General features: G+C 41.9%; 23 protein-coding genes. All 23 read left to right on the forward strand.

Annotation, left to right across the window (positions count from 1 at the left end; translation table 11 throughout):
• Positions 1-66: 66 nt before the first annotated feature.
• The 23 genes from aroQ to recN all read left to right on the forward strand — a co-directional run bounded on the left by aroQ (position 67) and on the right by recN (position 20,920).
• Positions 67-516 (forward strand): type II 3-dehydroquinate dehydratase, encoded by a 450-nt coding sequence (aroQ, locus tag ACFX4H_RS01720; protein WP_328137409.1) that lies wholly within the window; start codon positions 67-69, stop codon positions 514-516.
• Positions 513-1,574, forward strand: coding sequence for a M24 family metallopeptidase (locus ACFX4H_RS01725; protein WP_063590642.1), 1,062 nt, complete (start codon positions 513-515; stop codon positions 1,572-1,574). Before aroQ ends, ACFX4H_RS01725 begins: the two co-directional genes overlap by 4 nt.
• Before the next feature lie 26 nt (positions 1,575-1,600).
• Positions 1,601-2,158, forward strand: coding sequence for an elongation factor P (efp, locus tag ACFX4H_RS01730; RefSeq protein ID WP_034308328.1), 558 nt, complete (start codon positions 1,601-1,603; stop codon positions 2,156-2,158).
• A 721-nt stretch (positions 2,159-2,879) separates the two neighbouring features.
• Positions 2,880-3,812, forward strand: a complete 933-nt coding sequence (spoIIIAA, locus tag ACFX4H_RS01735; protein ID WP_328137327.1) for a stage III sporulation protein AA — start codon at positions 2,880-2,882, stop codon at positions 3,810-3,812.
• The gene (gene spoIIIAB, locus ACFX4H_RS01740) at positions 3,805-4,320 is read left to right on the forward strand and encodes a stage III sporulation protein SpoIIIAB (protein ID WP_034308322.1); all 516 of its coding nucleotides are present in this window, start codon (positions 3,805-3,807) and stop codon (positions 4,318-4,320) included. Before spoIIIAA ends, spoIIIAB begins: the two co-directional genes overlap by 8 nt.
• Before the next feature lie 21 nt (positions 4,321-4,341).
• Positions 4,342-4,545, forward strand: a complete 204-nt coding sequence (gene spoIIIAC / locus ACFX4H_RS01745) for a stage III sporulation protein AC (RefSeq protein ID WP_034308319.1) — start codon at positions 4,342-4,344, stop codon at positions 4,543-4,545.
• Positions 4,546-4,568: 23 nt separating this feature from the next.
• Positions 4,569-4,949 (forward strand): stage III sporulation protein AD, encoded by a 381-nt coding sequence (spoIIIAD, locus tag ACFX4H_RS01750; protein ID WP_237752113.1) that lies wholly within the window; start codon positions 4,569-4,571, stop codon positions 4,947-4,949.
• Positions 4,950-4,979: 30 nt separating this feature from the next.
• The gene (gene spoIIIAE, locus ACFX4H_RS01755; RefSeq protein WP_034308314.1) at positions 4,980-6,188 is read left to right on the forward strand and encodes a stage III sporulation protein AE; all 1,209 of its coding nucleotides are present in this window, start codon (positions 4,980-4,982) and stop codon (positions 6,186-6,188) included.
• A 16-nt stretch (positions 6,189-6,204) separates the two neighbouring features.
• Entirely contained in the window at positions 6,205-6,813 is a 609-nt protein-coding gene (gene spoIIIAF / locus ACFX4H_RS01760) for a stage III sporulation protein AF (protein WP_034308312.1), read from the forward strand.
• A 7-nt stretch (positions 6,814-6,820) separates the two neighbouring features.
• Positions 6,821-7,492, forward strand: coding sequence for a stage III sporulation protein AG (gene spoIIIAG / locus ACFX4H_RS01765; RefSeq protein ID WP_048681803.1), 672 nt, complete (start codon positions 6,821-6,823; stop codon positions 7,490-7,492).
• 14 nt (positions 7,493-7,506) lie between these two features.
• Positions 7,507-8,100, forward strand: coding sequence for a SpoIIIAH-like family protein (locus ACFX4H_RS01770; RefSeq protein WP_377433665.1), 594 nt, complete (start codon positions 7,507-7,509; stop codon positions 8,098-8,100).
• A gap of 623 nt (positions 8,101-8,723) precedes the next feature.
• On the forward strand, positions 8,724-9,224 hold the full coding sequence (gene accB / locus ACFX4H_RS01775; protein WP_034308306.1) for an acetyl-CoA carboxylase biotin carboxyl carrier protein: 501 nt from the start codon (positions 8,724-8,726) through the stop codon (positions 9,222-9,224).
• 14 nt (positions 9,225-9,238) lie between these two features.
• Complete coding sequence (gene accC, locus ACFX4H_RS01780) at positions 9,239-10,591, forward strand: acetyl-CoA carboxylase biotin carboxylase subunit (RefSeq protein ID WP_034308301.1); 1,353 nt, start codon at positions 9,239-9,241, stop codon at positions 10,589-10,591.
• 37 nt (positions 10,592-10,628) lie between these two features.
• On the forward strand, positions 10,629-11,033 hold the full coding sequence (locus tag ACFX4H_RS01785; RefSeq protein ID WP_222620245.1) for an Asp23/Gls24 family envelope stress response protein: 405 nt from the start codon (positions 10,629-10,631) through the stop codon (positions 11,031-11,033).
• 449 nt (positions 11,034-11,482) lie between these two features.
• Entirely contained in the window at positions 11,483-11,875 is a 393-nt protein-coding gene (gene nusB, locus ACFX4H_RS01790; RefSeq protein WP_063590645.1) for a transcription antitermination factor NusB, read from the forward strand.
• Positions 11,876-11,944: 69 nt separating this feature from the next.
• A complete protein-coding gene (folD, locus tag ACFX4H_RS01795) occupies positions 11,945-12,820 on the forward strand; it encodes a bifunctional methylenetetrahydrofolate dehydrogenase/methenyltetrahydrofolate cyclohydrolase FolD (RefSeq protein ID WP_377433668.1) in 876 nt (291 codons plus the stop codon).
• 141 nt (positions 12,821-12,961) lie between these two features.
• Positions 12,962-14,314 carry an exodeoxyribonuclease VII large subunit gene (xseA, locus tag ACFX4H_RS01800; protein ID WP_377433671.1) on the forward strand — a complete coding sequence of 451 codons (1,353 nt, stop codon included), beginning with the start codon at positions 12,962-12,964 and terminating at the stop codon, positions 14,312-14,314.
• On the forward strand, positions 14,311-14,544 hold the full coding sequence (locus ACFX4H_RS01805) for an exodeoxyribonuclease VII small subunit (RefSeq protein ID WP_034308286.1): 234 nt from the start codon (positions 14,311-14,313) through the stop codon (positions 14,542-14,544). Before xseA ends, ACFX4H_RS01805 begins: the two co-directional genes overlap by 4 nt.
• 1 nt (position 14,545) lies before the next feature.
• Positions 14,546-15,439 carry a polyprenyl synthetase family protein gene (locus ACFX4H_RS01810; protein WP_057278792.1) on the forward strand — a complete coding sequence of 298 codons (894 nt, stop codon included), beginning with the start codon at positions 14,546-14,548 and terminating at the stop codon, positions 15,437-15,439.
• Positions 15,440-15,688: 249 nt separating this feature from the next.
• Positions 15,689-17,581: a 1-deoxy-D-xylulose-5-phosphate synthase gene (gene dxs, locus ACFX4H_RS01815; protein WP_377433674.1), complete on the forward strand. Its 1,893-nt coding sequence runs from the start codon at positions 15,689-15,691 to the stop codon at positions 17,579-17,581.
• A 4-nt stretch (positions 17,582-17,585) separates the two neighbouring features.
• Positions 17,586-18,413, forward strand: a complete 828-nt coding sequence (locus ACFX4H_RS01820) for a TlyA family RNA methyltransferase (RefSeq protein WP_063590650.1) — start codon at positions 17,586-17,588, stop codon at positions 18,411-18,413.
• Between the two features lie 319 nt (positions 18,414-18,732).
• Complete coding sequence (gene ahrC, locus ACFX4H_RS01825) at positions 18,733-19,182, forward strand: transcriptional regulator AhrC/ArgR (RefSeq protein WP_034308279.1); 450 nt, start codon at positions 18,733-18,735, stop codon at positions 19,180-19,182.
• A gap of 22 nt (positions 19,183-19,204) precedes the next feature.
• The gene (gene recN, locus ACFX4H_RS01830) at positions 19,205-20,920 is read left to right on the forward strand and encodes a DNA repair protein RecN (RefSeq protein ID WP_377433677.1); all 1,716 of its coding nucleotides are present in this window, start codon (positions 19,205-19,207) and stop codon (positions 20,918-20,920) included.
• Positions 20,921-21,021 lie beyond the last annotated feature (101 nt).

The raw sequence follows: 21,021 nt of genomic DNA on the forward strand, positions 1-21,021 counted from the left end.
GACAATTTGTAATTATGATAGAATGTTCATGGAAAGCATTCTTTTAACATGAGCAGGTGTTTGATGATGACAAAAATCTTACTAATCAATGGTCCGAATTTAAATCGCTTGGGGAAGCGGGAACCTGCACATTATGGATCCTCGACGCTTGCGGATGTGGAAGCGCAATTAATGCTGCAAGCACAAGGGTTAAATGTGGGATTAACCACTTTTCAAACTAACCATGAAGGAGCGATTATCGACAAGCTCCATTGGTCAGAGGATCATGGGATCGACGGGATTATCATTAATCCTGGGGCTTTTACTCATTATAGTTATGCGATTCGTGATGCAATAGCCGGAATTGATGTTCCAGTGGTGGAAGTGCATATTTCGAACATACATGCCCGTGAAAGCTTTCGACATGAATCAGTGACCGCTGCGGTATCGGCGGGACAGATTGTCGGCTTGGGGATACACGGTTATGAATTGGCGTTGCAGGCGATCACAAAGATTGCAAAGGGGGAAATTAAATGAATAAACTAATGCGCTTAAGAGCCTCGATGGAAAAGGTGGGCATTGATGGTTTTTTGATCACCAGTACATATAACCGCCGATACATGACCAACTTCACGGGAAGTGCAGGCGTTGTCCTCATTTCCCAAAAAGAAGCTAAATTCATCACTGATTTCAGATACGTGGAACAAGCGGGCAAGCAGGCACCGGACTATGAAGTCGTTCAACACAAAGGAACTATCATGGAAGAAGTCGGCAAGCAGGCTAAAGCGATGAATATCGGCAAGCTGGGTTTTGAGCAAGAGCACCTGACTTATGCTACATATAAAGCTTATGAAGCGGCCATTGATGGCCAACTTTTGCCGGTGTCTGGGGTTATTGAGAATTTACGCTTGATAAAGGCTTCATCAGAGATTAAGATATTAAAGGAAGCGGCTGCTATTGCTGATGCTGCGTTTACGCATATTCTGGATTTCCTGCGTCCAGGGATTTCGGAACTGGATGTATCCAATGAACTTGAATTCTTTATGAGGAAACAAGGGGCAACTTCTTCTTCCTTCGATATTATAGTAGCATCCGGCATAAGGTCCGCACTTCCGCATGGAGTGGCTACTGATAAAATCATCGAAAAAGGCGATTTTGTCACATTGGATTACGGGGCATATTATAACGGGTATGTGTCTGACATCACTCGGACATTAGCGGTTGGCAAGCCAAGTGAAGAACTTATTAATATTTATGACATTGTTTTAGAAGCTCAACTGAGAGGAATGGCTGGGATCAAACCCGGTATGACTGGCAGGGAAGCGGATGCACTAACTCGAAATCTAATTGAAGAAAAGGGATATGGGCAGTATTTTGGACATTCGACCGGACATGGAATCGGCCTTGAAGTTCATGAAGGTCCAGCATTATCCTTTAGGTCTGATATCATTTTAGAACCAGGTATGGCTGTAACCGTTGAACCGGGCATTTATTTACCGGGCGTAGGCGGAGTGCGGATTGAAGATGATACAATCGTTACAATTGACGGTAACGAAGCACTTACTCATTCAACTAAAGAGTTAATCATTCTGTAAACATGTACATGTAGGAGGACAAATTTATGATTTCTGTAAACGATTTTCGCACGGGTGTTACGATTGAAGTAGATAATGGAATTTGGCAGGTTATCGAGTTCCAACACGTTAAACCTGGTAAAGGTGCAGCTTTTGTACGTTCTAAACTTCGGAACCTTCGTACGGGTTCAATCCAGGAGAAAACATTCCGTGCTGGTGAAAAAGTTGCTAAAGCACATATCGAAAACCGCAAGATGCAGTACCTTTATGCAAGTGGAGACAGCCATGTATTCATGGATAACGAAACGTATGACCAAATCGAGCTGCCGGCTTCAAGCATTGAACGTGAACTTAAGTTCCTAAAGGAAAATATGGAAGTACATATCATGACTTTCCAAGCGGAAACTCTTGGTGTCGAACTTCCAAACACAGTGGAACTAGAAGTGGCGGAGACTGAGCCTGGAATTAAAGGCGATACATCTTCAGGCGGCACGAAATCAGCCGTACTTGAGACGGGCCTTTCGGTTCAAGTGCCATTCTTCATCAACCAAGGTGACAAACTATTGATCAATACAAATGAAGGTTCTTACGTATCACGTGCATAAATGAAAGAAGGCCGAGATTAATTACTCGGCCTCAAATTGCAGACAAAAAGGTTTCGGAATGGTCTCATTCCGAAACCTTTTTGATTTTTTATGGGATTGGACCGCAGATGATCTGCTTCTTCCATTTATTCCTGCCAATATGGAGTGCCACCACTTTCTGAAGGTCCTTACTTCTGTACACTGTGATAAAAATGACGAGTCGCACAATTGGATTTGGATGATTTGTACACACGATAGTCCTCTTTAATCTCCATTTTACAAGCTGGCACCAGTTGGTCTAAAGTAATCATTCATGCTGATCGAATCATGTTCATGTTTAAAAAGCATCCTCATCTCCTGAATTTCCCAGTCTGGAAGGTCCGTATGGTCTCATCCCAAACCATGATTTTATAAGAAGACTTTGTTACCCTTCATGTTTTACTTTTTTATGGAGTGGAAGAAATCTACGACACTCCTGCCGAATAACTGGCAGCCGAGACCCAAGGCGCTTGCGCCGAGGAGGCTTGGAAGACAGTCGGCGGAAAGGGAGCGGATTACTGAAATCAACTGCAACATTTTTTAAATAAAAAGACGTAGACCGAGATTAATTTCTCGGTCTTTTTTAGATTCAGGAGGTTATAAAAAAATCAATAAATGGTCGGTTTCTTTAATAGCCTGTCATCATTATGGGCTTGTCGGCATATATTTTATTGAAAGTGGTGTATACAGGAGGATTGTCAAAATGGAAACGATTCTTTCTTTTTTACCGAAAAGTTTATACGAGCAACTCCGCGGTATGACACCGATGATGATCGATAGGATGGAAGAACTGCGAATTCGGGTTGGCAGGCCGCTTGAGGTCATTGTAGGGGGGGAACCATACTTTTTTTCCTATGAAGTGACCCATTCGGATGCAGATCAATTACTGAATAATATAGGTCAATTTTCGTTATATACGCTTGAGGAAGAATTAAAGCGAGGATATATAACCATAGCGGGCGGACATCGGGTGGGGCTTGCTGGCAAGGTGATCCTGGAAAATGGTTCGGTCAAAGCGATCAGGGATATTTCCTCATTCAATATTCGGGTTGCACGTGAAAAAATAGGTGCAGCTGAACCTCTCACTTCATATTTATATGACGGGGAATGGCAGCATACCATGTTGATCGGTGCTCCGCAAACGGGAAAAACGACCATATTACGTGATATTGCAAGAATGATATCCAGTGGTAATGAAAAACTCGGCATTGCCCCTCAAAAGGTGGGGATAGTGGACGAGCGCTCAGAAATTGCCGGATGTGTGCATGGAGTGCCGCAGCTCGAATTCGGAACAAGAGTTGATGTTCTCGATGGATGTCCCAAAGCGGAAGGGATGATGATGATGATCCGTTCGATGTCCCCGGATGTATTGATCGTGGATGAAATAGGCCGCGAAGCGGATACGCAGGCTGTGCTGGAAGCCGTTAATGCAGGTATTAAACTCATGATAACCACGCATGGCCATACACTGGATGAAATCAAGAAGCGACCCATTATCGCTGAAATATTAAAGCAAAACATCTTTGAACGCTTTATTGAATTAAAAAGAAGTAAATCCGGTAGGAGGGGCTACAAAGTCCTTGATGCAGCAGGGGTTCCCATTTACTTGGGAGAAAGTGTGAACCCGGATGTTTAAGTTAATAGGAGCAGCGATAATTATTATAGCGACGACTTGGGCAGGTTTTGAAGCGGCGAAAAAATTAAGTATGAGGCCTCGTCAACTGAGACAGCTGAAAGTTGCCATGCAATCGCTTGAAGCTGAAATCATGTTCGGTCATACACCTTTGAAAGAAGCGGCAAGGAAACTTTCTAAACAGATGGCCAAACCTTTGTCCAGCTTTTTCGATACATTTGCAAATCGGCTCGAGTCAGGTGAAACCACCGTCAAAGAAGCATGGGATGATAGTTTGAAGAAAATATGGCAATCCCTTGCTTTAAAACAGGGAGAATTCGAGATTCTTTCACAGTTTGGGGAGACGCTTGGGAAAAGCGATAAATATCATCAGCAAAAGCAAATCATGCTAACGATGGCACATCTGGAACGGGAAGAAACCGATGCACTCGACCGCCAGGGGAAATATGAAAAAATGATGAAAAGTCTTGGTTTTTTATCAGGGCTATTATTGATCATCTTGCTGATGTAGGAATATGTGGGGGGAATGAAAATGGGCATTGACGTGGACATCATATTTAAAATAGCGGGTGTGGGGCTTGTAGTGGCATTTCTTCACACGATACTCGATCAGGTTGGGAAGAAGGAATATGCCCAGTGGGTGACACTTTTCGGATTTATCTATATTTTATTCATGGTTGCTTCTGTAGTAGAGGATTTATTTCAAAAAATTAAATCTGTATTTCTATTTCAGTAAGGGAGGGATTCGCGATTGAAATCATAAAAATCGTGGCCATTGCCCTAGTTGCCACCTTTTTGGCACTGATCGTCAAAGAGCAAAAACCAAATTTAGCATTCCTTCTTGTTGTTTTTGTAGGATGCTCCATTTTTCTTTTTTTAGCTGACAAGATATACGAAATCATTCTAATGTTAGAAAAAATTGCAGTTAATGCGAATGTAAATACCGTGTATCTAGAGACCATTTTAAAAATAATCGGAATTGCCTATATTGCAGAATTCGCTTCACAAATTACAAAAGATGCAGGGCAAGGTTCGCTCGCTTCCAAAATAGAATTGAGCGGAAAAATCTTGATTCTTGCCATGGCGATTCCGATTTTGACCGTCATTATCGAAACGATTCTAAAGATGCTCCCAAGTTAATGGATTACTCCTAGTCAATGAGGTGAATGTATGAAGCAGCGGATGCCTTACTTATCCATACTATTCGTTTTACTCTTTTTTTTGCATGCATCTATTGGACAAGCTGCCGAAAATCCAGAAAATGGTGAAGTTGATCAAGAGCCGATTATGCAGTCCGAACTGGTACAAGCCCAAATAGAAAGGCTGGGCGTCGATGAGCTCAAACAATATTGGGATGACATCGTTACGGAATATGGAGGATTCTTACCGGAAAGCCAGAAAGGGAGCTTCATGGATTTTGTAAGCGGCGATAAGAAATTTTCATTTGATGAATGGATAAAGGGAATCACAAAATTCATTTTTCATGAACTGCTCGTGAATGGAAAGCTGCTGGGGTCACTCATTTTATTAACCGTTTTCAGCATGTTCCTCCAGTCTTTGCAGAATGCGTTCGAGCAAAGCTCCGTAAGTAAGGTCGCTTATGCAATCGTTTATATGGTGCTGATCATTTTGGCACTTAACAGTTTTCATGTGGCGATTGAATATACAAAAGATACGATAGATTTGATGATTTCCTTTTTAATGGCGCTCATCCCTTTACTCTTGGCATTGATAGCTGCTTCAGGAGGACTTGTATCGGCAGCCTTCTTTCATCCGGTATTGATGTTTTTGATGAATACAAGCGGCATCTTGATTCAGTTCGTCGTCCTTCCGTTATTATTCTTTGCAGCGATTTTAAGCATAGTCAGCACGTTGACCGAACATTACAAAGTGACACAGCTGGCACAACTTCTCCGTAATTTTGCCATCGGGATCCTTGGAGCATTCATGACCATATTCCTTGGTGTGATATCCGTTCAGGGAGCATCCTCAGCTGTAGCTGACGGAGTGACGATCAGGACAGCCAAATTCGTGACAGGTAACTTTATACCGGTCATAGGGCGCATGTTTACCGATGCAACGGATACGGTCATTAGTGCCTCCGTCCTTTTGAAAAATACAGTGGGATTGTCAGGTGTCATCATTCTCTTGCTCATTACCACATTTCCTGCCATAAAAATCCTGATGATTTCTTTTGTCTATAAATTGGCAGCGAGTCTTTTGCAGCCGCTGGGCGGAGGACCTGTAATAAAATGCCTTGACATTATAAGTAAAAGCATGATTTATATTTTTGCTGCATTGGCCATTGTCTCACTCATGTTTTTTTTAAGTATCACGGTAATCATCGCCTCTGGAAACATTACCCTGATGGTTCGTTAGAAAGGAGGAGGACTTGGTGAGTTTTTTAGCTGGCTGGGTATCCAACATCATCATATTTGTACTGCTGGCTACTGTGATCGATATGCTTCTGCCGAATTCAGCTTTACAGAAGTATGCCAAAATGGTTATCGGGCTTTTACTGATTGCAATCATCATCACTCCTATATTGGGATTATTCAATAAGGATTTCGATGATATTCTCACTGCGGCCACTAGTGAATTTGAGGATCAGAAAAAAAAAGATTTAGGAAATTTGACAGAAATGAAGAAAAAAGAAATACAAGCTACCCAGGGTGCATATATTTTAAAACAAATGGCTGTTGACTTACAGGCAGAAGTGGAAGAGGAGCTGATGGCGGATTATAACATGAGGATTAGTTCAATTGATGTAGGGGTCAAGAATGAGGAAGAGCCGGGTGTTGATGATCTGCAGAACATAACCATCTCATTGGAAAAGGCAGAAGGGAAAGAAAACTCGGAGATAGAGGCAGTAGCGAAGGTTGATATCAATACAGATAGCCCATCCACTTCGAATGATGCCAATCTGGATGCTGTAAAAAGGTTTCTGGCAACAAGTTGGTCTGTTGATGAAGAGATCATTGAAATCGCCGGGGAAAGGAAGTGACTGAGTATTGAACAAAGACAAAGGTCCATTATCCTGGCTGCAAAAACTATTAAATAAAGACCCTGACCAAAAAGAGCCTAAGGAAAAAAAACCTTCCCTGTATGTCTATGCTCTAATAGTTGTCCTTTTGGGATCGGGAATCATGATGGCCGGGAATTTGTTAACCACCAACAAGACGGGACAAACATCTGAAGTGACGACTGTATTCAATAATGATAAACAGCAGGAAGAAGATGGGGATGTTGAAACATTCGGCCAGAAGAAATCAGAGTTCAAGACTACAAAAGACTATGAAATATATCTACAGAATGAAATGAAGGAAGCGCTAGAATCCATCGCAGGCGTCCAGGATGTGAAAGTCGTAATCTACGTCGATGCATCCGAGAAAAAAGTATATGAAAGAAATAAAGTCACCCAAAAACAAGTCACTGAAGAAACCGACCAGGAAGGCGGCAAAAGGACGGTCGAAGACACATCCGTTGATGAACAGCTAGTTTTGGTCAAGAGCGGTGAAAAAGAAGGACCGATCATTTCGGAAACGAAAAAACCTAGTGTACGAGGAGTCCTGGTAGTCGCTAAAGGGGCCGAAAACATTCAAATAAAGAAGTGGATCATCGAGGCTGTCACACGCTCACTTGATGTACCGAGTCACAGGGTTTCTGTCATGCCTAAAAAATAAGGGGGAAAATCTACATGTTATTAAAAAAACAAACCGTTTGGTTATTGACTATGCTAAGTCTGGTCGTTGTGCTTTCAGTCTATTATTTAACCGCTCCTGAAGAAAATGCCGCCGATATGACGGCAACAGAGCAAATGGAACAGGAAGAAAATAAAACAGAAAGTAAAACAGAGAACAAAGCAGAGACAAAAGGGGAAATTAAAAGTGAAAAAGAAACTTCCAAAAATACAGAAGGTTCCTCTGTAACCATTGCATCTGGAGATGAGTTCGAATCGTTAAGGATGCAGATTGAAGATGAACGGGCGAAGCTGAATGAAGAATTGACTGCTAAGATGGGCAACACAGAACTATCAGCTGAAGAAAGAGACGAGGCTTATGCAAAAATCGAACAATTAAGTGAAACGAAAGTGAAAGAAAATATCATCGAAAACTTAATTGTTGCCATGGATTACAATGCCGCACTGGTCCGGGTTGACGGAACGGATGTTAAGGTAAGTGTCAAGGCGGATAAACAAACGAAAACAGAGGCCAATAACATTATCCGCCTCGTAAGGAAAGAAGTGAGCGATGCACAAAATGTAGTGGTCGATTTCCAACCGGAAAAGTAAACACACATACAGAAAAAAGTGACTGATACAGAACAGTTCGACATCATAAAAATTTGAAAGCCCCCTTAATAAAAAAATGGGAGGCTTTTTATTATGATTTTATTAACTATCTCACAAACCTGGAAACTTTTGAGGAAAAGTTTTTTTATGTCGATTGGAATCAGGAACTCAAATAGAAATGGTGATAATGATCATCCGTAATATTCTAGAAAAGTAATTACAATGGATATTATGGCTGGTTTCCCAGGAATGAAATGCAAAATTAAAGAGCAAGCGTAAAGGCGCCCAAGTTGATAAATATTCACAATATTATAATAAAGGTGTAAGATGGAAGTATGGATATTCAGTAACAATTAATCTATCATTGAATTTGTATAAGCTAATATTGTATGATGTTAGAAGCTGGTCATAAACTTTTCAATTTTCTTAGGGAAACAATATTTTGAGAAAGTGAAATATCTGTTATAATACAGATGAGGTTTGTAGTCAGTTTATTCGCATTCGCGTAAAGAAAGCGGCTACTTTGTGCAGTATTGGACAAAGTAGGATAAGCTAAGGGTAGGGTTACATAAAATATTATTGCCTCACAAACTCATATTAAATTAGACAAGGGGTGCCACAAAATGAAAGTGCAAGAAATTCGTGAAATTATTAAGTTAGTCGATCAATCAAATATCGGTGAATTCGTTTTCGAAAATGAAGGAACGAAAATTAAATTGAAAAAAACCGAAACGGGTACAGTATTACACCAAGCAGCAGTTGCTCCAGATGTTGTTCAAGCCAATGCAGCTGTAGAGGTCAAGCCCGCAGCGGCCCCTGCCCCTGAAGTACCGAAAGCTGTTGAACCTGCAAAACCGGCTGCTGCCGTCACTGAACAGGAAAATTTACATAAAATCACTTCCCCGATGGTAGGGACATTCTACCAATCTCCTGCACCGGATTCACCTGCATACGTAAAAGCAGGCGATAAAGTGACGGGGGATTCCATCGTCTGCATCGTGGAAGCCATGAAACTTTTCAATGAAATCGAAGCTGAAGTAAGCGGTGAAATCGTGGAAGTCCTTGTAAAAGAAGGTCAGCTTGTAGAATATGGTCAACCATTATTTTTAGTAAAGCCGGAATGAGGAGCTGTTTCTAAATGATTAAAAAGGTATTAATTGCCAATCGTGGGGAAATTGCTGTCCGAATCATCCGGGCATGCAAGGAATTAGGAATCGAGACTGTTGCTGTCTATTCAGAAGCAGATAAAGAAGCATTACATGTTCAAATTGCTGATGAAGCATATTGCATCGGTCCTAAATTATCAAAAGACAGTTATTTAAATACAACCAACATTATCAGCACAGCCAAGAAAACGGGATCCGATGCAATTCATCCGGGATATGGTTTCCTAGCTGAAAATGCCGACTTTGCCGAGCTATGCCGTGAATGCAATATCATTTTCATCGGTCCTAGCCCCGAAGCGATCAATAAAATGGGAACAAAGGACGTAGCAAGGGAAACCATGCGCAAAGCTGGTGTACCGATCGTGCCAGGTTCTAAAGGCATAATCAAAGATACGGATGAGGGTGTAGCACTAGCTAATGAAATGGGCTATCCAGTCATCATCAAAGCTACTGCAGGCGGAGGCGGTAAAGGTATCCGCGTCGCAAGGACGGAAGAAGATCTCATTAAGGGCATTAACATCACGCAACAGGAAGCCGCGACGGCATTCGGGAATCCTGGCGTGTATATTGAAAAGTTCATTGAGGACTTCCGTCACGTTGAAATACAGGTCATGGCAGATAATCATGGCAACGCCATCCATTTAGGTGAGCGTGATTGTACGGTCCAACGACGTTTGCAAAAACTTGTTGAAGAAACCCCGTCACCGGCGTTGGATGGTGAAATACGTGCGGAAATGGGGCAGGCCGCTGTTACGGCTGCACTTGCCGTAAACTATTCAGGTGCCGGAACAGTAGAATTTATTTATGACTATGTGAATAGAAAATACTACTTTATGGAAATGAATACACGTATCCAGGTTGAGCACCCAGTTACAGAAATGGTAACGGGCGTGGATTTGATTAAAGAACAGATCAAAGTTGCTTCAGGCAACAAACTATCGCTTTCGCAAGAGGATGTCACTTATAACGGATGGTCTATCGAATGCCGGATCAATGCCGAAAATCCAGAAAAGAATTTCATGCCTTCCGCAGGTAAGATTCAAATGTATTTACCTCCAGGCGGCTACGGGGTTCGTGTTGATTCTGCGGCATACCCTGGGTACTCGATACCGCCGTATTACGATTCCATGATCGCTAAATTGATTGTCCATGCACCGACTAGAGAAGAGGCGATCGAGAAGATGAAACGCGCCTTGGGTGAGTTTGTCATTGAAGGGATCAGTACCACAATTCCTTTCCATATTAAGTTACTTCAGCATGAACAATTTGTTTCCGGGGAATTTAATACCAAATTCCTTGAAATATATGATGTAATGAACTCATAATGTAAAGGAAGACAGGAGGTGCTTTTGAATGAGTGAAATGGAAGGCCAATTACTCGAAATGAATGATTATAATAGTGGGCTGGGCAAAGTGGAGATTGCGCCTGAGGTGATAGAGGTGATTGCGGGTATCGCTGCATCGGAAGTTGAAGGTGTTGCACATATGCGCGGGAATTTCGCTACGGGTGTTGTTGAAAAGCTTGGTAAAAAGAACCACGGTAAAGGTGTTAAAGTGGACTTAACGGGAGAATCCATCAAAGTCGAACTTTATTGTGTCATGAAGTTTGGTGTTTCAATTCCGAAAGTTGCTCAGGAAGTGCAAGATAACATTCGTGAAGCTTTATTGAATATGACCGCTATCGACGCTGGCGAAGTGAACATTCATGTAGTGGGCATTGCGTTTGAAAACGCTAAACAAGAAGCGGATTACGAACAAGAAGTGTAAGTGGGCTTCATTCGATTCACACCTGCAAAAACCCGGCAAAAAGCCGGGTTTTTGTTTTTTGAATGTAAACTCAAAGATACCCGTTTTTGGGGCCTGCTTATAATATTAAATTTAAATGAACATAATAAGGCGGTGTCTGGAAATTTCCCTTTAATTCAAGGGTGATTTCTGTTAGAGTGTAAAAGGTGAAATATGAGCATGAAAGCTAGGCAAGAGCTTTTTGACACTTTCAAAAAGTATGGGACTGTGTTGGCCGTTTAATTGGAAAGTAATCTTGAAATGTAATCTTGAATCAAGATATTGAATCTTTTGGCCTTTAATTTAGTGGGATTTAGCTTGTTTTTATAAATAATATAGCGAGAATCTTAATATTTTTGAAAAAATGTTATTTAATGTTCGTTTGTTCTAGCATTTTCATATATAATAGTAGATGTAAAAGGAGTAAGATTATGAAAAGAAGAGAAGCCCGTGAAAAATCCCTTCAAGCACTATATCAGATAGATATTGCCAACTCGAATGCAGAAGAAGCAATGGAAAGCGTACTGGATGGTGCTCCCACTGATAATTATTTCAAGAAATTAGTAATGGGGATAACGGAAAATCGTGAACAAATTGATGGAATGATCAGGGACAATTTAGAGAATTGGACGTTGGAAAGACTGGCGAACATTGATCGGAATTTACTGCGGATCGCGGTTTATGAAATGATTCACAGTGAAGATGTTCCTGTAAGTGTTGCAATGAATGAAGCTATTGAAATTGCTAAGAAATTCGGTGATGATCAATCAAGCAGCTTTGTAAATGCCGTTTTATCCAAAGTGAAGGTGAAAAGCGGCAGCTAAAGCTGCAGCCTTGAACAAGGATTCTCTCAGCAATTTCTTTAGCAAAATTAACTTGGGAGGAATAAACACATGTCAGCTCAACTCATTAATGGTAAAGAAATTGCAGAGTCAGTTAGGCAGGAAATCAGTAAGGAAGTTCAACAGTTACGTGAAAAAAATGTCATTCCGGGTTTAGCTGTAATCCTGGTGGGTGACAATCAAGCATCTCAAACTTATGTGCGCCATAAGCAAAAGGCCTGTGAGGACTTGGGTATGCATTCCGTACTAATTAAAAAGCCTGCGGATCTCTCTCAGGAGGAATTAATTCAGAGCATTGCTGAATTAAACCAGGATGACAGCATTCATGGTATATTGGTGCAGCTGCCCTTGCCTGGACATATTCAGGAAAAGGCGATCATTGAAGCGATTTCCCCTGAAAAGGATGTAGATGGATTCCACCCGATTAATATTGGGCGGATGATGACGGGACAAGATGCATTTTTACCTTGTACTCCATACGGCGTCATGGTGATGCTTGAGTATATCGACTATGACCTTGAAGGTAAGCATGTTGTCATCGTAGGGAGAAGTAATATCGTCGGAAAACCAGCCGGACAATTGTTTTTAAATGCAAATGCAACCGTTACATACTGTCATTCACGGACAAAGGATCTTGCTTATTATACCAAGCAAGCCGATGTCGTTGTGGCAGCGGTCGGAAAGAGGGACACGATCACGAGTGACCATATTAAAGAAGGCGCAATCGTCATTGACGTCGGAATGAACAGGAATGATGAAGGGAAGCTTTGCGGTGATGTGGCGTTTGATGAAGTGAAAAATAAGGCTTCATACATTACACCTGTTCCTAAAGGCGTTGGTCCCATGACGATTACGATGCTTATGAAGAATACGGTCAAATCTGCTCAAAAAGCACTTGAATCAAACAAGCAAGCATTAAAAAGCTGAAAAAAACGTTAAATTATTTTAAAGAAGCGGACCTCTTGTTTTATAATAACGGGAGACCGCTTTTTTTCCATTCATGGATTTATGATAATCTATAGGTGAGTTTTCTGTATATATCCGATTTCCATCGGAAGGAGACATTATATGAGCAACCAACAATATTTGAGTGTGTCGGCTTTAACGAAGTACATCAAAAGGAAGTTCGATGCCGACCCCCATTTGCAAAATGTATACATAAAAGGTGAAATTTCGAATTTCAAACAACATACAAGCGGACATATGTATTTTACTTTAAAGGATGAGAAGGCACGACTTCTCTCCGTCATGTTTGCCGCCAATAATAAAGGGATGAAATTCCTGCCTGAAAATGGCATGAAGGTACTTGTTAAGGGTGATATATCATTATACGAAGCTGGAGGACAGTATCAGCTTTATGTGAAAAGCATGGCCCCTGATGGTGTGGGGGATTTATATCTTGCTTATGAACAGCTGAAGAAAAAGCTGGAGGGGGCAGGCTTGTTTTTGGCCGAACACAAGAAGCCGATCCCGCAGTACCCTAAGTCTGTAGGGGTCATAACTTCGCCGACCGGAGCTGCATTAAGAGATATCCTGACAACCATCAAGCGGAGATATCCGATCGCCAGGATAATCGTTTATCCAGCACTTGTACAAGGGAATAATGCCGCTAAATCGATTGCCAAGGCAATTTCCATGGCGAACGCAAGGGCGGAAAGCGATGTTCTCATTGTCGGAAGGGGCGGCGGGTCGATCGAGGAACTATGGGCCTTTAATGAGGAGATAGTGGCTGAATCTATATATGATTCCGATATACCTGTAATTTCTGCTGTCGGTCACGAAACCGACTTTACGATTGCTGATTTTGTCGCCGATATGCGTGCTCCTACACCGACTGGTGCAGCAGAGTTAGCGGTTCCTCACTTGAATGAAATACTCGAACGCCTGTTGAACCGCAAGAATCGATTGACCCGCTCCATTCAAGAAGCAGTGAATTTTGAACGAACCCGTTTGACCAGGATGGAGAGGTCTTATGCCTTCCGTTACCCACATAAAATGTACGAACAAAAGCTGGAACAACTAGACAAGACGATGGACAGGCTAGGGAGGACCAGCACGCGATATTTCATGAAAAAGAGAGATGAGCTGAATCAGCTGAACGATATTTTGAAAAAGCAGCATCCTGAACAAGCGGTGAAAAATGCGAAAGATGAACTGCAGCAGCATGCAAAGGTTTTACGGAGGGCCATGGAAGCCATCTATCGGCATAAATCTCAGCAGTTCGTCCATATTACAGCCACTTTATCTGCTCTCAGTCCACTAAAAATCATGGAACGGGGCTATGGATTGGTTTTTGCTGAGGATGAGACATTAGTGAAAAGTACACAGCAAGTATCAAAAGGGGATAAGATAGCGGTTTCGATAAAAGATGGAACTCTTGAATGTGAAATTAAAGAAATTAAGGAGCGGATTGAATCATGACAAAAAAACAGGAAGCTACATTTGAAGAAGCGATGGAGAATCTCGAAAAAATTGTAGAGCAGTTGGAAGAAGGCGATGTGCCCTTGGAAGAAGCCATTTCGATATATAAACAAGGAATGGATTTATCAAGGCTTTGCCATTCAAAGCTTAAGGCTGTTGAAGATCAGTTGACTCAAATTTTACGCGAAGATGGGGAACTTGAAAACTTTGCTGTACAGGAGGAAGAATGACATGGGTACGGCGTCCTTTGAAATGTTTTCTAATGAATATAAGGCAATTATAGAACGGGAAATCGTCGAATATGTCAATAAACTTAAAGCTCCGGCAGTAGTCAAAGAAGCCATGATCTATTCACTTCAGGCAGGGGGTAAACGGATTCGCCCATTATTGGTCTTTGCGGTTTTGGAGGCCTTTGGAAAAAGCTTGAGGATAGGGATTCCTGCAGCGGCTGCCATTGAAATGATTCATACATATTCTTTGATTCATGATGACCTACCGGCAATGGATGATGATGATCTCCGCCGCGGAAAACCGACGAATCATAAAGTGTTCGGTGAAGCGGTGGCCATACTGGCAGGTGATGCACTTCTTACTTATAGCTTTCAATTGGTGACGGATATGACCAATCCCGAGGTCACGGCTGAAATGAAGCTGAACCTTGTAAGTGAAATTGCGAAGTCTGCCGGAGCCGAGGGAATGGTTGGGGGGCAAGTTGCCGATATGGAAGGTGAGAATAAACAGCTGACCCTTCAGGAATTGGAGTATATACATGAACATAAAACAGGGAAGTTATTGACTGCAAGCATCCTTTCCGGTGCTATATTAGCAGGGGCGAGTGAAGAACAGCAACTGCATTTACGTGACTTTGCATACCACCTGGGGCTTGCTTTTCAAATTCGCGATGATATTCTGGATATTGAAGGGTCAGTCGAGTTGATCGGCAAGCCGGTTGGCAGTGATGTGGGGAATCATAAAAGCACATATCCTTCTTTACTAACCCTTCAAGGGGCAAAGCAAAAGTTGGAACATCATATAGAACTTGCCCATGCCGCTTTAGGAAAAACAACCTTACAAACGGGTTTGTTGAATGAACTAACTGATTTAATTGCGAACCGTAATCATTGATTGTGGCTAAATTTGTTATCAATTGAGGTTTTGTGGTATACTCATTGTGCAAAAATATGTGAAAATCAAAATGAATTTTTAAATTGAGATACGTGATAAAATAGGTATAATAAGCCGCCGAAATCACCTGGGTGTTGGCGGCTATTTTTTAACTTAAAACCAATTTTTCGGTCAAGTCTTCCATAGCCCTCTTTCATGAGGCTTTGTTTATGCTAACCACCGAAAATGACAGAAAGTGAGTGGTCCTGTTTGGATCTTCTATCTATAAAAGACCCTTCTTTTTTGAAGAAGATGAATAATGAAGAACTTGTCGAGTTAAGTGTGGAAGTACGGAAATTCCTTGTGGAAAAATTATCGGTGACCGGTGGGCACATTGGTCCCAATTTAGGTGTCGTCGAGTTGACTATAGCCTTGCATAAAGAATTCGACAGTCCGAATGATAAAATTTTATGGGATGTCGGACATCAATCCTATGTCCATAAAATCCTGACTGGCAGAGCAGGAGAGTTCGACACCTTAAAGAAATATAAAGGTCTTTGCGGTTTTCCTAAAATGATTGAAAGCCCCCATGATGTTTGGGAAACCGGTCACAGTTCGACTTCCCTTTCAGCTGCAATGGGGATGGCGGCTGCCCGTGATATCAAAGGGGAAAACAGCTTTATTTTGCCTGTAATCGGAGACGGTGCCCTAACAGGGGGGATGGCGCTTGAAGCGTTGAATCATATCGGTGATGAAAAAAAGGACATGATCGTTATCCTGAATGATAATGAAATGTCCATAGCCCCCAATGTAGGTGCCTTACACACGATATTGGGAAGATTGCGGACAGCAGGTAAATATAACTGGGCAAAAGATGAATTGGAGCTGCTTTTGAAAAAAATTCCTGCAGTCGGTGGTAAACTTGCGGCTACAGCTGAACGTTTGAAGGATAGCATGAAATATTTATTGGTATCAGGAATCTTTTTCGAAGAACTCGGATTCACTTACCTTGGACCAGTAGATGGACATAATTATGAAGAATTGCTTGAGAATTTAAGATATGCCAAGAAAACGAAGGGACCGGTCCTGCTGCATGTCATCACGAAAAAAGGCAAGGGATATTCACCTGCCGAGTTGGACACAACCGGGAACTGGCATGGGACAGGCCCATATAAGATCGAGACAGGTGATTTTGTGAAATCCCCTAGTAAGGGTCCTGCTTGGAGCGCTCTCGTAAGCGATACTGTCAGCAGGCTAGCCCGTGACGATGAGCGGATTGTCGCGATTACACCTGCAATGCCCGTAGGTTCGAAATTGGTGGGCTTCTCTAAAGAGTTCCCAGAGCGTTTCTATGATGTAGGGATTGCCGAGCAGCATGCTGCAACTTTTGCAGCCGGATTGGCAACGCAAAAAATGAAACCATTCCTGGCTATATATTCAACCTTCCTGCAAAGGGCTTATGACCAGGTGGTGCATGATATTTGCCGTCAGAATTTGAACGTATTCATAGGAATCGATCGTGCCGGATTGGTTGGTTCCGATGGTGAAACGCATCAAGGCGTTTTCGACATTGCTTTCTTGCGCCACGTACCGAATATGGTGCTGATGATGCCGAAAGATGAAAACGAAGGCCAGCATATGGTCAATACGGCATTAAAATATAATGATGGTCCGATTGCCATGCGTTTCCCTCGTGGGAATGGTTGGGGAGTTGAGATGGATGCTGAATTACAGCAGATTCCGATCGGTTCTTGGGAAGTTCTTAAAGAAGGAACGGATGCTGCCATCTTAACTTTCGGCACAACGATTCCCATGGCACTTGAAGCGGCAGAACTGCTCGAGAAAGAGGATTATTCAGTAAAGGTGGTCAATGCCCGGTTCATTAAGCCTTTGGATGAGAACATGCTAAGCAGTCTCCTTGGTGAAAAAATGCCAATCCTGACAATAGAAGAAGCGGTTCTTCAAGGTGGTTTTGGTAGTTCTGTTCTTGAATATGCTCATGATCAAGGATTTTATGGGGCAATTATAGATCGAATGGGGATACCTGATTATTTCATTGAACATGGAAGCGTCGATGAACTTCTTGAAGAAATCGGTCTGACGACTGAGACAGCCATCAAAAAGATTAAAATGATAACACCCAAAAAAGAAAAAAGGGCCTGAAAATATGAAAGTGATGAAAGAAAGAGTGGATGTATTACTTGTAGAACAAGGCTTGGCCGACACACGTGAAAAAGCGAAGCGTATGGTTATGGCAGGCCTTGTCTACGCGAATGAAGAGAGATACGAAAAACCGGGGGAAAAAGTGCCGGTCGATCTCGAATTCACGATCAAAGGAAAAGTCATGCCTTACGTTTCAAGAGGCGGTCTTAAACTTGAGAAGGCATTAAGGGAATTCGATTTACAAGTGAATGGAAAAATACTGCTTGATATCGGATCATCAACTGGCGGGTTTACGGATTGTGCTTTGCAAAATGGCGCCATAATGTCTTATGCGCTTGATGTCGGCTATAATCAACTTGCCTGGAAGCTTAGGCAGGATGAGCGGGTAAAAGTAATGGAAAGAACCAATTTCCGTTATGTTACACCCGCCGATCTCGACGGGGAGATGCCAAACTTCGCAAGCATTGATGTTTCCTTCATCTCGCTTACGTTAATTTTGCCGGTACTAAAGACCTTGCTCGTCCCGAATAGTGATGTCGTTGCCTTGGTTAAACCGCAATTCGAAGCCGGGAAGGATCAAGTGGGTAAAAAGGGGATTGTTCGTGATCCCAAAATCCATAAACAAGTGTTGGATAAGATCATTTCTTTTTCTTTAAAGGAAGGCTATGATATTAAGGATGCCTCCTTCTCACCGATTACCGGCGGTGATGGAAATATTGAATTCTTACTTCACTTACACTGGCAAGGGCCGAAGGAAGATGGAGCATCATTGCTTTCGAAAACGGTTGATGACATCGTTGGAGAGGCACATGCCCAATTTAAAAAAGAATAGCTAGAACTTTGTATGGCTCCTTTGGCTGAATGGTTGGCTAAAGGAGCTTTTTGACTATACATTGTCGTCATGAACTTGAATCGTTTAAAGGTGGATACATAAAATAGGTAAGTGCAAAAATTAGACTTGTATTCATTTTAGAGAAAAAGTTGTACAATTGCATAAAAATCCGATAACATTAATATTAGCCACTTAGTAAAGCGGCCTATTTGCACGTACGGATGATACCGAGGCAAATTGGGCAGCTTGCTTAAGTAAGAAATGAAAGTGATACCATTACCATTAAATGAGCAACAGTTGAGAAGAGGTGCTTCTACTTATGAATAAAGGACAACGACATATAAAAATAAGGGACATTATAACGAATAATGATATCGAAACACAGGATGAGTTAGTTGAAGAATTGAAATTAGCTGGATACAATGTAACTCAAGCCACCGTTTCAAGGGATATTAAAGAGCTTCACCTTGTAAAAGTTCCTTTAACGGATGGAAGGTATAAATACAGTCTGCCGGCCGACCAACGTTTCAATCCACTTCAAAAATTAAAGAGAATCCTTGTCGATGCCTTTGTACGCATTGACTCAGCCAACAATTTGCTGGTTATGAAAATGCTCCCGGGTAATGCCCAGGCCATCTGTGCATTGATTGATAATTTAAATTGGCAAGAAATACTCGGGACGATCGGCGGCGACGATACATGTTTAATTATCTGCCGTTCCGAGGAAGATGCAAAGATCATTTCCGGCAAATTCTTGGACATGCTCTAATAATGTTGTGAGGTGATCTAGTTTGTTAACAGAACTATCGATTAGGAATTTTGCGATCATAGACAGCCTGTCCGTTTCATTTGAGAAAGGCTTGACGGTCTTGACAGGAGAAACAGGGGCAGGGAAGTCAATCATAATAGATGCCGTTCATCTCTTGGTTGGGGGACGTGGTTCTGCAGAGTTCATTCGGCATGGTGAATCGAAGGCTGAAATAGAAGGATTATTCCAAATTGAAGATGAAAAACACCCGGTCTTTGCCAAAGCGGAAGAGTTTGGCCTGGATATGAATGATGGGATGGCGATACTTCGAAGGGATATCTCACAAAGCGGTAAAAGCGTTTGCAGGGTAAATGGGAAGCTGGTGACGATTTCCACTTTACGTGAGATAGGGCGAACATTGATAGACATCCATGGTCAGCATGAACATCAGGAATTAATGGATGAACGACTTCATCTTCCTCTGCTCGATCAATTCGGCGGTGAAAAAATCGCAGCTGCACTCACTGAATACCAAAAGTTATATAAACGATATGAAACCGCTTCTAAACAATTGAATGGTTTGAGCCAAAATGAACAGCAAATGGTCCACCGCCTTGATTTGATCCAGTTTCAATTCGATGAAATCCAAAAAGCTGATTTGAAATTACGCGAAGATGAAGAATTGATGGAAGAACGGAAGAAAATTAATAATTTCGAAAAAATCCATGAAGCGCTGCAAACCAGTTATATTGCTTTAAATGGTGAGCAGCATGCAATTGATTGGCTTTCCGTAGCCATGAATAATTTGGAGGAAGCGGCAGGGCTTGATGAAGGTTTAAAGCACAGCTCTGAAACCGTTTCAAATAGCTACTTCCTGCTCGAAGAGGCTGTGTCAAACATCCGGGACCAATTGGACTCTTTGGATTATGATACAGAACGTGTGGAATTCATTGAAAGTCGACTTAATGAAATAAATCAATTAAAGCGTAAATACGGACGGACCATCGAGGAAATCCTGGAATATGGGGCCGCAATTGAAGAAGAAGTCGAAAAGCTGCAAAATAGGGAAACCCATATCGCGAAGCTTGAAAAGGAAATGAAATCCATCAAGGCAGACCTTATCGTCGAAGCAAAGAATCTGTCTGAACTTCGCCAGAAATTCGCTCAGCAGCTAACCAAAAAGATTCATCAGGAATTAAAGGATCTATATATGGAAAAAACAATTTTTGAACCTCATTTCCTTCAGACAGCCTATACTTTCGATGAATTGTCAGATAGGGGCATTAATCAGTCAGGGCTGGATTCAATGGAATTTTATATTTCCACCAATCCAGGTGAACCGTTAAAACCTCTTTCTAAAATCGCATCTGGTGGAGAATTGTCGAGGATCATGCTGGCTTTGAAAAGCATTTTCTCTAAGCATCAAGGGATAACGTCCATTATATTTGATGAAGTGGATACAGGTGTGAGCGGACGGGTTGCACAATCCATTGCCGAAAAGATCTATAAAGTGGCAACTGGATCACAAGTATTGTGCATATCCCATTTGCCACAGGTGGCAGCCATGGCGGATACTCACCTTTTCATAGCGAAAAATGTAAGGGCCGGACGCACGAATACATCGGTCAAGCCGCTAATTGAAACTGAAAAAATAAAAGAAATTGGCAGGATGATTTCGGGAGTAGAGATTACGGACTTGACGAAACAACATGCCAATGAATTAATCCAGCTGGCCAAAAGGCTGAAGATTACATCTTGATGGGCCTGTAAGAAGATTATTTAAACTTATCATAAGCATTCATTGTAAAGCTATCCAAAAACGGATAGCTTTTATTTTTTGCATCTGTTATAAATGACTGT

It is taken from the genome of Peribacillus sp. YIM B13477 (assembly GCF_042787955.1).
Taxonomy (GTDB): domain Bacteria; phylum Bacillota; class Bacilli; order Bacillales; family DSM-1321; genus Peribacillus; species Peribacillus frigoritolerans.

Excerpts from the sequence above, each read along its gene's own strand:
- ACFX4H_RS01785 (WP_222620245.1), top strand. The coding sequence starts at position 10,629 with ATGGAAGGCCAATTACTCGAAATGAATGATTATAATAGTGGGCTGGGC.
- spoIIIAC (WP_034308319.1), top strand. The coding sequence starts at position 4,342 with ATGGGCATTGACGTGGACATCATATTTAAAATAGCGGGTGTGGGGCTT.
- ACFX4H_RS01810 (WP_057278792.1), top strand. The coding sequence starts at position 14,546 with ATGGGTACGGCGTCCTTTGAAATGTTTTCTAATGAATATAAGGCAATT.
- efp (WP_034308328.1), top strand. The coding sequence starts at position 1,601 with ATGATTTCTGTAAACGATTTTCGCACGGGTGTTACGATTGAAGTAGAT.
- folD (WP_377433668.1), top strand. The coding sequence starts at position 11,945 with ATGTCAGCTCAACTCATTAATGGTAAAGAAATTGCAGAGTCAGTTAGG.
- accB (WP_034308306.1), top strand. The coding sequence starts at position 8,724 with ATGAAAGTGCAAGAAATTCGTGAAATTATTAAGTTAGTCGATCAATCA.
- aroQ (WP_328137409.1), top strand. The coding sequence starts at position 67 with ATGACAAAAATCTTACTAATCAATGGTCCGAATTTAAATCGCTTGGGG.
- spoIIIAB (WP_034308322.1), top strand. The coding sequence starts at position 3,805 with ATGTTTAAGTTAATAGGAGCAGCGATAATTATTATAGCGACGACTTGG.
- ACFX4H_RS01725 (WP_063590642.1), top strand. The coding sequence starts at position 513 with ATGAATAAACTAATGCGCTTAAGAGCCTCGATGGAAAAGGTGGGCATT.
- accC (WP_034308301.1), top strand. The coding sequence starts at position 9,239 with ATGATTAAAAAGGTATTAATTGCCAATCGTGGGGAAATTGCTGTCCGA.
- ACFX4H_RS01770 (WP_377433665.1), top strand. The coding sequence starts at position 7,507 with ATGTTATTAAAAAAACAAACCGTTTGGTTATTGACTATGCTAAGTCTG.
- xseA (WP_377433671.1), top strand. The coding sequence starts at position 12,962 with ATGAGCAACCAACAATATTTGAGTGTGTCGGCTTTAACGAAGTACATC.
- nusB (WP_063590645.1), top strand. The coding sequence starts at position 11,483 with ATGAAAAGAAGAGAAGCCCGTGAAAAATCCCTTCAAGCACTATATCAG.
- spoIIIAA (WP_328137327.1), top strand. The coding sequence starts at position 2,880 with ATGGAAACGATTCTTTCTTTTTTACCGAAAAGTTTATACGAGCAACTC.
- ACFX4H_RS01805 (WP_034308286.1), top strand. The coding sequence starts at position 14,311 with ATGACAAAAAAACAGGAAGCTACATTTGAAGAAGCGATGGAGAATCTC.
- ahrC (WP_034308279.1), top strand. The coding sequence starts at position 18,733 with ATGAATAAAGGACAACGACATATAAAAATAAGGGACATTATAACGAAT.
- spoIIIAE (WP_034308314.1), top strand. The coding sequence starts at position 4,980 with ATGAAGCAGCGGATGCCTTACTTATCCATACTATTCGTTTTACTCTTT.
- ACFX4H_RS01820 (WP_063590650.1), top strand. The coding sequence starts at position 17,586 with ATGAAAGTGATGAAAGAAAGAGTGGATGTATTACTTGTAGAACAAGGC.